11 protein-coding genes are annotated in these 13,636 nt (G+C 40.6%); all 11 read right to left on the bottom strand.

Annotated features, from left to right (window positions below):
• Positions 1 to 21: 21 nt before the first annotated feature.
• The 11 genes from B5D29_RS04600 to dxs all read right to left on the bottom strand — a co-directional run bounded on the left by B5D29_RS04600 (position 22) and on the right by dxs (position 13,625).
• Complete coding sequence (locus B5D29_RS04600; protein ID WP_078768415.1) at positions 22 to 1,029, bottom strand: M42 family metallopeptidase; 1,008 nt, start codon at positions 1,027 to 1,029, stop codon at positions 22 to 24.
• Positions 1,022 to 2,038 (bottom strand): M42 family metallopeptidase, encoded by a 1,017-nt coding sequence (locus B5D29_RS04595; protein WP_159443400.1) that lies wholly within the window; start codon positions 2,036 to 2,038, stop codon positions 1,022 to 1,024. The genes B5D29_RS04600 and B5D29_RS04595 overlap by 8 nt, the downstream gene beginning before the upstream one ends.
• A gap of 1 nt (position 2,039) precedes the next feature.
• Positions 2,040 to 3,461: a UDP-N-acetylmuramoyl-L-alanine--D-glutamate ligase gene (gene murD / locus B5D29_RS04590; RefSeq protein WP_078768413.1), complete on the bottom strand. Its 1,422-nt coding sequence runs from the start codon at positions 3,459 to 3,461 to the stop codon at positions 2,040 to 2,042.
• A 294-nt stretch (positions 3,462 to 3,755) separates the two neighbouring features.
• Positions 3,756 to 4,592 (bottom strand): hypothetical protein, encoded by an 837-nt coding sequence (locus tag B5D29_RS04585; protein WP_078768412.1) that lies wholly within the window; start codon positions 4,590 to 4,592, stop codon positions 3,756 to 3,758.
• A 1-nt stretch (position 4,593) separates the two neighbouring features.
• Positions 4,594 to 6,564, bottom strand: a complete 1,971-nt coding sequence (gene ligA / locus B5D29_RS04580) for an NAD-dependent DNA ligase LigA (protein WP_078768411.1) — start codon at positions 6,562 to 6,564, stop codon at positions 4,594 to 4,596.
• 117 nt (positions 6,565 to 6,681) lie between these two features.
• Positions 6,682 to 7,905, bottom strand: coding sequence for a tyrosine--tRNA ligase (tyrS, locus tag B5D29_RS04575; protein ID WP_078768410.1), 1,224 nt, complete (start codon positions 7,903 to 7,905; stop codon positions 6,682 to 6,684).
• Positions 7,906 to 7,993: 88 nt separating this feature from the next.
• Positions 7,994 to 9,664: a DNA repair protein RecN gene (recN, locus tag B5D29_RS04570; RefSeq protein WP_078768409.1), complete on the bottom strand. Its 1,671-nt coding sequence runs from the start codon at positions 9,662 to 9,664 to the stop codon at positions 7,994 to 7,996.
• Complete coding sequence (locus B5D29_RS04565; RefSeq protein ID WP_078768408.1) at positions 9,657 to 10,109, bottom strand: arginine repressor; 453 nt, start codon at positions 10,107 to 10,109, stop codon at positions 9,657 to 9,659. Before B5D29_RS04565 ends, recN begins: the two co-directional genes overlap by 8 nt.
• Entirely contained in the window at positions 10,106 to 10,969 is an 864-nt protein-coding gene (locus B5D29_RS04560; protein ID WP_078768407.1) for an NAD(+)/NADH kinase, read from the bottom strand. The genes B5D29_RS04565 and B5D29_RS04560 overlap by 4 nt, the downstream gene beginning before the upstream one ends.
• 8 nt (positions 10,970 to 10,977) lie before the next feature.
• A complete protein-coding gene (locus B5D29_RS04555; RefSeq protein ID WP_078768406.1) occupies positions 10,978 to 11,787 on the bottom strand; it encodes a TlyA family RNA methyltransferase in 810 nt (269 codons plus the stop codon).
• A 2-nt stretch (positions 11,788 to 11,789) separates the two neighbouring features.
• On the bottom strand, positions 11,790 to 13,625 hold the full coding sequence (gene dxs / locus B5D29_RS04550; protein ID WP_078768405.1) for a 1-deoxy-D-xylulose-5-phosphate synthase: 1,836 nt from the start codon (positions 13,623 to 13,625) through the stop codon (positions 11,790 to 11,792).
• Between the last annotated feature and the right edge of the window lie 11 nt (positions 13,626 to 13,636).

Below are 13,636 nucleotides of genomic sequence, written 5' to 3'. Positions count from 1 at the left end.
CATTAAGGCATACCTATCTGATTAATCGGTCAATTTAGGTAGCAACGCCTTTAGTAATCTCCTTGTATCATCTATATCGGATGTTTTCACTACGCTTGCACCCGAATGAATATAGCGAGTCGGGAGCGAAATTGCCATAACTCTTGCTCCGTCACCGCTTGTTTGAATTGCACCTGCGTCATTGCCGCCCGCAACCGCTGTTTTTGTTTGAGCAGGAATATTGTTTTCCTTTGCAACAGCAAAGCCGAGTTCAAACAGTTCTCGGTCATAAATCGTACGGTTATCCATAAATGAAATTACAGGACCGTCACCGAGGACACAAACTCTGTCTGCACCGCTGACGCCGTCCAAATCACCTGCTGTTGTTGATTCAAGAACAATCGCAATATCTGCATCAACAGCATATGAAGTGCATTTTGAGCCACGAAGTCCGACTTCTTCCTGAACGTTAAAGCAAAATACTGTATCATATTCAAGTTCGCTTTTTATAAGTTCAATCATCAGCATACAACCTATACGGTCATCGAGTGCCTTTGCCTTGATATATCCGTTGCCAAGTTCTACATAATCGCTGTAAAAATATGCAAAATCGCCGAGTGAAACATATTGCTCTGCCTCGTCTTTTGAAGTTGCCCCGATGTCGATAAGCAAATCATCAAAACTCGGGCAGCTGTCCTTTTCATCAGAAGAAAGGAGGTGAAAAGCCTTATCGCCGATTACACCTTTAACAGCTTTTTTGCCAACCGTAACAATTCGGTCAAGGCAAACTCTGCTGTCTATACCGCCGACAGAAGTAAAACGCAAATAGCCGTCATCCGTTATGCCTGTTACAATAAATCCGACCTCGTCCATATGGGCGTTGATGCTAATCTTTTGCTTGGGCGCTTTTTTGCCCTTTTTATACGCAATAATCGACCCCATATTATCAACCGAATATTCACAATAATCCTTGATTTGATTGATAATATAATCTCGTACCTTGCCCTCGTCACCCGAAGTGCCGTTAATAAGACACAATTCCTTAAGCATTTACATCACCCACACTTTCCTTGATATATTCGCAAATCAAATCGGCTGTTGCTTCAACATCCTTTGTATCAACAATTTCAATCGGTGAGTGCATATATTTTTCAGGGATTGAAAGAAGCGAAGTTTTTATTCCACGCTGATTGATTGTAATCACATCGGCATTTGTGCCTGTGTGACCACCGCCCATAACCTCGATTTGATAAGGAATATTCATAGACTTTGCAATCTCTTGCATTTTGTGTGACATAGCGCTATCCAAAATCGGAGCAACACCAATCATAACACCCTTGCCGATTTCACCACAGTCTGATTTTTTGCACATCGGAGTGTAGCCAAAGGACACATCAACAACAATTGCTTCGTCAACATCCTTGCCGTAAGCAACAGTCTTTGCACCTCTTGTGCCGACTTCCTCTTGGGAAGAAAAGCAAACGGTTATCTTTGCATCAACATCCTTTAATTTTTCAACTGCAAGCAATATTGAAGCAACACCGCTTCTGTCGTCAAGAACATTTGAGCAAACTTGTGTGCCGACAAGTTCATTGAAATTACGCTTGAATGTTACACGGTCGCCGAGAGAAATAACTTTCTCCGCTTCAGCCTTTGTCATACCGACATCAATTGCGATTTCGTCAATCTTTGGCGGTTTTTTCTCACCTGATTTTTGGAGATGAGGAGGCAAGTTTGAAATAACTCCCCTAACCTCTTTTTTGCCCCACACGGAAACTTCGCTTGCAAGGAGCATTCTTTCATCAATTCCGCCGCATTTGTCAACTTTGATGAATCCGTCATTTGTAATAGCCTTGACAATAAAACCGATTTCGTCAAGATGAGCATCAAGCAAAAAATGCTTACCTTTGCCAAAGATACAAACAACATTGTTCATATCGTCAACCGTAACTTCGCCGTACTGCTTGAGCATATCGGCAAGCAAGGCTGACACATTATTTTCCATACCGCTGACACCGACTGCTGATGTCAGTTTTTTCAATAGTTCAGTAGTGTTCATATCAAAACTCATTAACCAATCTTTTAAATTCTCTACCTCTGTATTCAAATGTTTTGAACTGGTCAAAAGCAGGACACGCAGGGCAAAGTGAAACTATATCGCCCGGCTGTGCCTTTAACTTTGCAACCTCAAGAGCCTCTGCCATTGTAGGCACTTTTTCAATTACTATACCGCTATCCTTGTAATTCGGGTCGGCAACAATTGTATCGTAAATCTTGTCTGCGGTTGCACCATTGAGTACAAGAAGTTTTACATATTTCAAAATATACGGCACCATTTCGGACATATCGTTGCCCTTGTCGCTTCCGCCCATAAGAACAATAATTTTTGTACCGAACGCCTTTAGTCCGCTGATTACACGGCTCGGTGAAGTTGCGATAGAATCGTTATAATATCTTACTCCGTCAAACTCTCTGACAAATTCAATTCTATGTTCAACACCGCCAAAGGTCTGTGCAATTTTTTTGATTGTGTCAACACCGACCATACCCCAAACAGCAGAAATAGCGGTGCAATAATTTTCAACATTGTGCATACCGGGGATGATAATATCCGACTTGTTCATAACAAGAGTTTTTTTGCCGTTTTCTGCATAGTAAATATTGCCGGCTTCATCCATATAAGCACCGTTTTCAATAGGATGCTTGATTGAAAATTCAAAGAGCTGTCCTCTTACATCATATCTCATATCGTGATAAACGCTGTTGCCGATTGAATAATCGCAATCCGCATTGAGCACGGTGCGCTGCGAGGCATTTTGATAAATCAAAACATTACGCTTTGCGTCAACATATTCATCAAGGCTGATGTGGTGGTCTTGGTGTGTACATTCAATATTTGTCACAACCGCAACATCAGGCTTGTTTTTCATATTACCCATTGTGAGAAGTTGGAATGATGAAAGCTCAACAACAGCTATGTCATCTTTGGTGATTTCATCAAGGCACGGCATAAGAGCTTTGCCGATATTTCCGCCGAGGAACACCTTGTAGCCCTCTGCTTCAAGCATTTTTGAAATGAGTGTTGTTGTGGTAGTTTTTCCGTTTGAGCCTGTCACTGCAAAAATCTTTGACGGGCAGTATTTAAAAAACACTTCCATTTCTGTTGTGACAGTTTGTCCTCTTTTGATACATTCGCCAATCCAAGGATTTTGAAACGGCAAAATTCCGTGAGAACGAAAAACAATGTCCATCTGCGGCAAAACATCAAGATAATGTTCGCCGAGTGAGAAATGAACGCCCAAACTTTCAAGACGCTTGCAAACATCCTCACCGATATACTTTTTATCTCGCATATCGCAAGCATAGGTTTCTATCCCGTTTTTTGCCAAAAATTCGGCACACGGAGTATTTGCAACTCCCATACCCACAAATGCAACTTTTTTACCTTTTATTGAATTTATATATTCTTCAGCCGGTGTCATAAAACCGCCTATCCTTTCCGACTACAATATATAATTTTACAACTTATTGTAGTCGGATAAGTTGTATTAATGATTGTTGAGAAAGTGCCTAAATTTCGTTTTCTTACGAAGGAAGATGTACGATGGTACCTCGACTGAGTAAAAAACGAAAAGTGCCAAATATATTTTGTGCTCAATGTACAAAATATATTTACAATCCCTCCGTCAACACTTCGTGTTGCCACCTCCCTTTACACAAAGGAGGCTCAAATCGGTCTATATATTTATGGCACGATTAAGGTGCTTTATCAGCAATCAATGTGCATAAAATGTTCCTGCTTTAAAATCTTTTATGTTAAATTCTTTCATATGTTCTTCAAGTTCTGCCTGAAACGGCAATTGCTCCTTACCCTTGAACTCGTCCTTGATAGGAACTTCAACATTCATAGCATAATTTGCAATCAGCTGTTGGCACTTTGTTGCTTTATTTCCGAGGAAATAACAGCGTGAAGATGAAACCTCCACAACGGCATTTGCAATCTTGATTTGCTCTTTTCTGCCAAGCGGAGTAATCATTTTTGACAGCGAAACGGCACCGTCATCGGCACGGTCGCAAATATAAAGCATAACAACATCAGCCTTGCGTTTTAGGTTGATTGATGTCAAATCATAAATTGCCGATTCTTGATAAGCAATTAAGTCATTTTTGTCAACTTCATCTTCTTTGAGAATATAGATTACACTCTTGCCCTTTGTTGCACGGGCGGTGAACTCAAAATCATCAACAACAACTTTTTCGTCAACCGAAAAAGAATTGAGTCGCAAGTTCTCAACAACAGCGTTGTAATAGCTGTCTATATCTTTTTCCTGTCTTGCGGTGAAATAATATCCTGTGTCGGACAATTCATTTTCAACAGATTCAAGGAATTTATCGCTCTTACCGTATTTTGAAAAATACAGGAACAAAACAGCCATACTCGCAACAACAAGAATATCACTCAAATATGCAGCTATCATAGTCATCGTTGCACCGAGCGATTTTGCCATAACAGGCTCAACACCGATATAAACAAAAAGGTAAATGGCTGTTACAATAACAACTGAGTTCATTATTTTTTTTAATCGTTTTTGCTTTTTTCTAAATTCTCTCATATCACTTAATCATTTCGTTAAATTCATCTTCGTCAATCACAGGCACGCCGAGAGCCGCAGCTTTATCAAGTTTTGAGCCTCCTGCCTCACCTGCAAGAACATAGGTTGTTTTTTTACTGACAGATGATGAGGTTTTGCCGCCAAAGGATTCAATAATCTTTGAAGCTTCCGAGCGTTTATAGGTTGGCAATGTGCCTGTCAAAACAAAGGTCATACCGTCAAATCTCTTGTCAACAACAACGGTTTTGCTCTGCATATTCACACCGACTGCCTTTAGCTCATTAACAAGTTCAATCGCATTTTCTGTGTGGAAAAAGTCATACACGGCATCAGCCATAATATCGCCGTATCCGTCTATATCAAGGATTGCTTCTTTTGAAGCGTTGATGATATTGTCGATATTTTTAAATTCATCCGCCAACAATTTTCCTGCTTTTGCACCGATATGGCGAATACCAAAAGCGAAAATCAGTTTGCCCAAATCATTGTTCTTACTGTTTTCAACAGAAGCAATGATGTTATTTGCGCTTGTTTCCTTAAATCCGTCCAACGAAGCAATTTTGTCTTTGTCAAGATGATAAATATCGGTCACCTTGTTTATCATACCCTCATTTACAAAGGTTTCAATAATGCTCGGACCGAGCCCCTCTATATCCATTGCATCACGGGAACAGAAGTGAATCAAATTGCGAAGAAGCTGTGCCGGACATTCGGGATTGATACATCTGATATCAACCTCGCCGTTTTCTCTGATAACCTTTTCGTGGCAAGACGGGCAAATATCGGGATAAACAAAACTGCCGTCGCTGTGCTTTTCATTCACGCAAAGGACTTCCGGAATGATGTCGCCTGCTTTTCTGACGGTAACAACATCGCCGATATTAACGCCCTTTTCGTTGATGAAATCCTGATTATGGAGCGTTGCCCTCGAAACTGTTGTTCCTGCAAGGTGAACAGGCTCAAGAACTGCTGTCGGAGTGAGTTTGCCTGTTCTGCCGACAGTAATTTCTATATCAATAATTTTTGTCTGTTTCTCCTCGGGCGGATATTTGAAAGCAACCGCCCATTTTGGGAACTTTGCGGTTGAACCCAAAATTTCTCTTTGAGCAAAATCATCAACCTTGATTACCGCACCGTCAATGTCAAATTCAAGGCTTCCTCGTCTTTCGCCGATTTCCTCAACCTTTGAAAATGCAGTTTGAATATCGTCAACTCTTTCATAATAAGGAATTGTGTTGAAGCCGAGTTTTTTGAGATAATCAAGGCTTTCCTTATGAGAATTAAGAGTTGCACCCTCAATTTGCTGAATGTTGAAAACGAAAATATCAAGTCCACGCTCGGCGGCAACCCTGCTGTCCTTTTGACGGAGAGAGCCTGCGGCAGCGTTTCGAGGATTTTTGAACGGCTTTTCGTCATTGATAAGCTGGCGGTCAACAACTCGTTCAAAACTCTTTTTAGGCATATAGACCTCGCCTCTGACCTCAATAAAAGGAACGGCGACATTGAGTTTGAGCGGAATGTTATGGATTACACGCAAATTGCCCGAAACATCCTCGCCGACATTTCCGTCACCACGGGTTGAACCTCTTACAAACTCGCCGTTGACATATTCAAGGCTTACGGAAAGACCGTCAATTTTCGGTTCAACAACATAGTGAACATCCGAAACACTTTCTTTTACTCTACGGTCAAAATCAAAGATTTCCTCTTTAGAAAAAGCGTCCTGCAAACTTTCCATTCTGACAGTATGTTCAACGCTTTCAAAGGAATTATCCGCCTTGCCTCCGACTCTTTTTGTCGGAGAATCAACAGCGTCATACTGCGGATATTTTTCTTCTAATTCCTTAAGTTCACGCATCATCATATCGTACTCATAGTCCTCAATTTCAGGTGCGTCATCGTTATAATAACGGTCGGAATGATAGCGAAGAGTTTTTCTTAATTCATCAATTTTTTGCTTGATATTTTCCATACAATCACCTTTAAGCAATAATTATAATTATTATAACATTATAAGGACATTTTATCAACCTACACGGCATAAAAAAATACCACTTCATTTATGAAATGGTATTTAAAAAATATTAATTTATGCAAGTGTGAACTTGTGGAATACTTTTTTGCCTTTCTTAACAACGATACCGTTTGCGAGGTCGTCCTTTGATACAGCAGTGAAAACATCGGTGATTTTTTCATCATTTACGCTGATACCGCCCTGCTGAATGAGGCGTCTGCCCTCGCCGTTTGACTTAATCATACCTGCCTTAATCATAAGAGAAAGAACAGTTACTTTGTCATCCTCGAAATCTGCATCTTCAACAGTTGTTGTCGGCATATTGCTGTCATCTGAACCGCCTGCAAAAAGAGCCTTTGCCGCTGTTTGGGCCTTGTCTGCCTCTTCCTTGCCGTGAACAAGTTCTGTAAGAGAATAAGCAAGAACCTCTTTTGCCTTGTTAAGCTCTGCTCCCTCGAGTTTTGCATACTCGTTAATCTCGCTCATAGGGATGAATGTGAGAAGTTTCATACACTTGATAACATCGCCGTCATCAACATTTCTCCAATACTGATAGAACTCATAAGGAGTTGTTTTTTCTGCATCAAGCCAAACAGCGCCCTTTTGAGTTTTGCCCATCTTCTTACCCTCGGAGTTGGTGAGAAGTGTGATAGTCATGGCATTTGCTTCTTTGCCAAGTTTTCTGCGGATAAGTTCCATACCGCCAATCATATTGCTCCACTGGTCGTCACCGCCGAATTGGAGATTACAACCGTACTTTTGATACAAAGCATAGAAGTCATATGACTGCATAATCATATAGTTGAATTCAAGGAATGAAAGTCCCTTTTCCATTCTTTGCTTATAGCACTCTGCGTTCAACATTCTGTTTACGCTGAAGCAAGCGCCAACCTCACGAAGTACCTCAATATAATTAAGGTCAAGAAGCCAATCGGCATTGTTAACCATTATAGCCTTGCCCTCACCGAAGTCGATAAATCTTGACATCTGCTTTTTGAAACATTCGCAGTTGTGATTAATAGTTTCTTTTGTCATCATTTGACGCATATCGGTTCTGCCTGATGGGTCACCGATCATTGCAGTACCGCCACCGATAAGAGCGATAGGCTTGTTGCCTGCTTGTTGAAGTCGCTTCATAAGTGTAAGTGCCATAAAGTGACCGACATGAAGTGAATCGGCAGTTGGGTCAAAGCCGATATAGAATACTGCCTTACCGTTATTTACAAGTTCTCTGATATGTTCTTCATCTGTCACCTGAGCGATAAGTCCACGCTCAACGAGTTCTTCATAAACTCCCATTTATATATCCTCCAAAAAATAAATATTATCTATTATAAATCAAGCCGGCAAAACAACACATGTGCCGTTTTTTACCTTTTGCTCCACATTAATTCCCATAATTATTAAGTAATTCCTCCGCTGATTTCAGCAATGATTCGGTAGCATTGATACCGCCCATAATTCTTGCAAGTTCATTCTTTCTGCCGTCATAATCAAGAGCGGTGACATTGGTATATGTCCTATCGTTTTCAACATTCTTTTCAATAAGAAAATGACTGTCGGCAACAGAAGCAATCTGTGCGGAATGAGTGACGCAGATAACCTGTGTGAATGCACCGAGTTCTTTCAGTTTTAAGCCGATTTTTCTGCTCGCCTTACCGCTAACGCCCGTATCAATCTCGTCAAAAATCAGAGTGTCGATGCTGTCTTTTTGAGCAATAATACTCTTGATGGCAAGCATAATTCTTGATAGCTCACCGCCCGAAGCGATTTTTGCAAGGGGCTTTGCCGTTTCGCCGACATTGGTTGCAATAAGGAACTCAATCTTATCCCAGCCGTTGGCCGACAAATTGCCCTTTTCGAACGAAGTTGTAAACTTGATTTTAGGCATATCCAAAAATTCAAGTTGTTTGCAAATTTCGTTTCCGAGTTTTTCAGCTGTCGATTTTCTCAAGTCGGTAAGTTTTTGTGCAAGTGCAACGGTTTTATTAAAAATCTCGTCATACTGCACATTGAATTTTTCAAGCTCCTCCTCGGAGTTTTCAAACGCTGTTCGTTTTTTTACAGCTTCATCAAGATAGTATAGCATATCTTGTTCGGTTTCGCCATACTTATTTGAAAAAGTATAGTACAAATCAAGCCGTTCTTCTATTCTGTTAAGTTCTTCGGGTTCGAATTCAATGCTGTTAATCTTATCAAGCAGGGCATCTTTTACAACCTCTACGCTGTCGTTGAGTGCTTCTGCCTTGTCATAAACAGACTTTATTTCGCTGTCAACATCCGAAACAGAGCCGATTTCCTTAACCGCTGTTGAAAGCAAAGTTGAAATACCGGAATACTCGTCACTGCCGTTAAAAGCCGACAATGCAGAATTGAGCGACTGCAAAAGGGTTTGCGAATTCAAAATAATATTCTTGCGTTTTTTGAGTTCGTCCCATTCGCCAACCTTGATTTCGGCATCGGAAAGTTCCTTGATTTGATAATCCAAAAGTTCAATCTGTCTGTCTCGTTCGTCTGCGTCCATAGTGAGAGCCTTCAACTGCTTTCTGACTGACAAAAGCTGTTTGAACGACTGCTTATATTCATCAAGAACGCCGTCAAGAGAGCCATACATATCAACAAATTTGTAGTGATAATCGGCATTAAGCAAGGTTTGACTGTCGTGCTGACCGTGGATATTGACAAGAAGATTGCCAACCTCCTTGAGCATTGAAACAGTGCAAACACTGCCGTTAATTCTACAAGTTGATTTGCCCTGTGCAGAGATTTTTCTTGAAAGGACAAGAGCACCGTCATCATCACAAGGCAAGTCAAATTCATTAAGTTTTTGTTCAACTTCTTTGCTTATATCTTCAAAATACGCTGTAACAAGAGCATTTTCACTGCCCGCACGGACAAGTTCTTTTGATGTTCGCTCGCCCAAAATGGCATTGATAGAATCGACAACAATGGATTTACCCGCACCGGTTTCACCGGTCAGGACATTGAAGCCGTTTGAAAACTCTATTTCTGCCTTTTCGATAACAGCAATATTTTCGATACTCAAAGTTTTAAGCATTTAACATAGTCCTCAATTTGTCTGTAAACTGTGAAGCAATTTCCTCGCTTCTGCAAAGGATGAAAATAGTATCGTCACCTGCAATGGTGCCGAGAATTTCTCCGTGATTCATTGAATCAATTGCGGCACAGGCAGCATTTGCCATACCTGCAAAGCATTTGATTACAATAATATTCATTGCAAAATCAATGCTGATAATTGTTTCGTTAAAAATTCCGCCAACTCTATGGGCAATATTATCGGCATTTTTTTTGCCTGTTGAATAGATATATCTGCCCTTTGATGACAATTCCTTGACAAGTCGGAGTTCCTTTATATCACGGGAAATGGTTGCTTGAGTTACTTCAAAACCGAAGCTGTTGAGCATATCCTGAAGTTCCTCTTGTGTTTCAATCTCATTTTGTGTAATAAGCTCTATAATTTTTGCCTGTCTTCTTTTTTTCAAGGTAAAATTCTCCTTTCGAGCAATTTTTTATTGAGAATTTCATAAAAATTATCGGGTTTAATCTTAATCAGCTTGGCTGTATAAGACGATTTTGAAATAGTAATTTTTGTTTCCTCATCAATAGGAATGGACTCCTTGCCGTCTATTGAGAGATAAGCATTGTTGTTCCTATCGTTAACCACAGAAATTTCAAGTGTTTTATCAGGTGAAAAAACAATACTTCGATTGATTAATGAATGCGGACAAATCGGAGTTGCCACAACGCACGAATTATCCGGGCTGACAACAGGTCCGCCTGCTGCCATTGAATATGCGGTTGAGCCTGTCGGAGTTGAAAAAATCATTCCGTCTGCTCTGTTATCCGACACAAGTCTGCCACCGCACGTAACGGAAATATCAATCAGCCTTGCAAGGTCGCCTCTTGAAATAACAGCATCATTAAGACACTGATATTCGCTTTGCACACCGTTTTTATCGGTGACTACTGCCCGTATCATCATACGCTCTTCAACCTCGTAATCAGCGGTTGAAAGGCATTTCAAAAGAGCAAGTTCATCCCTTTCAAGTCCGCTCATAAAACCAAGTCTGCCTGCGTTTATGCCAAGAGTTAGCTTGTCGAACAAAGCAGATGATTTGGCAATATTAAGGGTTGTGCCGTCACCGCCGACAGCAATCATAATATCATTTCTTTTGATAAGTTCTTCCTGATTGGCAAAAAGAGGCTTTGAAATGTCCTCAATATCCTTGTTGCATTTTGCAATCTCAACTTGAATGCCGAGTTGAAAAAGGACAGCAACAATTTGGTCGGTCAGTTTGGCAACATCCTTATTATATATATTAGGAAAAATGGCAATTTTCATTTTCTCACCTACTTATCAAGCTCTGTGTGTGACATATTTACAAGTTCTTTTGCATTCACATCATCCGAAACAACAGGTTCTTGCGACTTGTTGAGATAAATCAAATATTCAATATTGCCCTCCGGACCTTTGATTGGAGAGAACTGAAGTCCCATAACGCTAAAGCCGTTTTCGAGAGCAAGTTTGATTACATTTTCTACAACCTCAAGATGAACATTCAAATCTCTGACTACACCCTTTTTGCCGACTTTTTCCTTGCCTGCCTCAAACTGCGGTTTAATAAGACAAACTGCTTGTCCGTCCGCTGCAAGAAGTGTGTTCAAGTTTGGCAAAATATGTTTGAGAGAGATAAACGACACATCAACCGATGCAAAATCAACTTCATCAGGGATTTGTTCACGGGTTGCATATCTGAAATTTGTTCGTTCAAGGTTGACAACTCGTTCATCTGTGCGAAGTTTCCACGCAAGCTGACCGTAGCCGACATCAACGGAATACACCTTTACTGCACCGTTTTGGAGCATACAATCGGTAAAACCGCCCGTTGAAGCACCGACATCCATACAAATCTTGCCCTCAAGAGTTATAGGGAATTCCTGCATAGCCTTTTCGAGTTTTAAACCGCCTCGTGACACATACTGAAGTGTTTTGCCTCGAACTTCAAGAACATCGCCCTCTTTGAGTTCAAAACCTGCCTTGTCCACCTTTTGATTGTTTACATATACTATTCCTGCCATAATTATAGCCTTTGCTTTTTCCCTGCTCGGAGCATAGCCCTGCTCAAATACGGCAACATCAAGTCTTGTTTTTTTTTGCATAATTAATCCTGATTTACTATATCAATTATTGACTCCTTGTCGAGTCTGTATTTTTTTAGTTGACTGTCAACGCTTGCCTGCTTGATGAATTCATCCTCAATACAGATGTGGCGGAATTTTGCCGTTACATCACTTTCTGCAAGCATTGAGCCGAAGCACTCACCTACACCGCCTGACTTTATACCTTCTTCAAAGAAATAGACGGTTTTGACATTCTTCAAAAGGTCAAGCACATTCGGATTGATAGGTTTAATTCTGTTAAGTTTTATTGCAAATGTATTGTCAAGCTCGCCGAGTGCGTCATAGACATTCAAAAATTCTCTGCCGAAGCCGACAATACATTTTTCTGCATTGGTATCGCCGAAAGTGTCAAAATCCGCACGCTCGTATTTATAGCCGTCAATAATTTTGCCTTGACCGCCTCTCGGATAACGAATTGCGACAGCATGATTTTCTCTGTAAGCGGCTTGATACATCATTTCACGAAGTTCATCAAATGATGACGGAGCAAACACCGAAAGATTAGGCACGCTCATAAGATAAGCTGTGTCAAAAACGCCTTGATGGCTTTCGCCGTCCTCACCGACAAAACCTGCACGGTCAATGCCGAAAATAACCTTTAAGTCCTGCATTGCAACATCGTGCACAAGTTGGTCATACGACCTTTGAAGGAAGGTTGAATAGACGGCAAAAAACGGAATCATACCATTCTTTGCAAGACCTGAAGAAAAGGTCACGGCGTGTTCCTCCGCTATACCGACATCAAAAAATCTTTCGGGATACTTATACGAAAAATCAACAAGTCCCGTACCGGTACTCATAGCAGCGGTTATAGCACAAATTCTCTTATCTTTTTTTGCAAGTTCGCAAAGATAATCGCCGAAAACCGATGAATAATTTTCGCCTGACGAAAGAGGCTCGCCCGTTTCAATATCAAATTTGCCTATTCCATGAAACTTTGACGGATTCTTTTCGGCAAACTCATAGCCTTTGCCTTTTAAGGTGTTAACATGAACAAGCACGCTGTTATTATGTGCTTTTGCAACTGTCAAAACATCAATAAGACTTTCCAAATCGTGACCGTCAATAGGACCGTAATACCTAAATCCTAAATCCTCGAAAACTGTTGAATGATAAAGTCTTTTTCTGATTTTTGTATTAGTTATGGTAATAAATCTTTGAACCTGTGCACCGATTTTCGGCACTCGGGAAAGTGCATGCTGAATTTTTGACTTAAAAGTAAAATATTTTGGAGAAATGCGGATATGGTTCAAATTCTTTGCCATAGAGCCGACATTGTCACTTATAGACATATTATTATCATTTAATATTACAATGAGATTATTATGCTCATTGCCGGCATTATTGAGTGCCTCATAAGCAAGTCCGCCTGTCAGCGCACCGTCACCGATAACGGCAATAACCTTGCCTTTGTCGCCGTTGAGAGTCTTTGCCTTTGCAAGACCGATAGCGGCTGAAATTGAAGTTGACGAATGTCCTGATGAAAAAATATCGTGATTACTTTCGCAAGGACGGGTAAAACCACTGATTCCGCCCTCTGTGCGCAAGGTGGAAAAGCTGTCCTTTCTGCCCGTAAGAATTTTGTGAGTATAGCACTGATGACCGACATCAAAAACGAATTGGTCGCTTGGTGAATTAAAGACCTTGTGCATTGCAACGGTCAATTCAACAGCACCCAAATTGGAAGCAAGGTGACCTCCGTTTTTTGACACGGTATCTATCATCAATTCTCTGATTTCATCACACAATGCGTCAAGCTCGTCTATATTAAGTTTTTTTATATCCTTTGGAGAATTTACATTCTCAAGATACGACATAAGCTCAACTC

It is taken from the genome of Eubacterium coprostanoligenes (genome assembly GCF_900167205.1).
In the GTDB taxonomy this organism is placed as follows: domain Bacteria; phylum Bacillota; class Clostridia; order Oscillospirales; family Acutalibacteraceae; genus Eubacterium_R; species Eubacterium_R coprostanoligenes.
This window is presented reverse-complemented; position numbering and strand designations above follow the sequence as displayed.

What these genes read in the sequence shown, in the direction of transcription:
- ligA (WP_078768411.1), bottom strand. Translation starts at nt 6,564, where the DNA reads ATGGAAAATATCAAGCAAAAAATTGATGAATTAAGAAAAACTCTTCGC.
- B5D29_RS04555 (WP_078768406.1), bottom strand. Translation starts at nt 11,787, where the DNA reads ATGCAAAAAAAAACAAGACTTGATGTTGCCGTATTTGAGCAGGGCTAT.
- tyrS (WP_078768410.1), bottom strand. Translation starts at nt 7,905, where the DNA reads ATGGGAGTTTATGAAGAACTCGTTGAGCGTGGACTTATCGCTCAGGTG.
- recN (WP_078768409.1), bottom strand. Translation starts at nt 9,664, where the DNA reads ATGCTTAAAACTTTGAGTATCGAAAATATTGCTGTTATCGAAAAGGCA.
- B5D29_RS04600 (WP_078768415.1), bottom strand. Translation starts at nt 1,029, where the DNA reads ATGCTTAAGGAATTGTGTCTTATTAACGGCACTTCGGGTGACGAGGGC.
- B5D29_RS04585 (WP_078768412.1), bottom strand. Translation starts at nt 4,592, where the DNA reads ATGAGAGAATTTAGAAAAAAGCAAAAACGATTAAAAAAAATAATGAAC.
- B5D29_RS04595 (WP_159443400.1), bottom strand. Translation starts at nt 2,038, where the DNA reads ATGAACACTACTGAACTATTGAAAAAACTGACATCAGCAGTCGGTGTC.
- dxs (WP_078768405.1), bottom strand. Translation starts at nt 13,625, where the DNA reads ATGTCGTATCTTGAGAATGTAAATTCTCCAAAGGATATAAAAAAACTT.
- B5D29_RS04560 (WP_078768407.1), bottom strand. Translation starts at nt 10,969, where the DNA reads ATGAAAATTGCCATTTTTCCTAATATATATAATAAGGATGTTGCCAAA.
- murD (WP_078768413.1), bottom strand. Translation starts at nt 3,461, where the DNA reads ATGACACCGGCTGAAGAATATATAAATTCAATAAAAGGTAAAAAAGTT.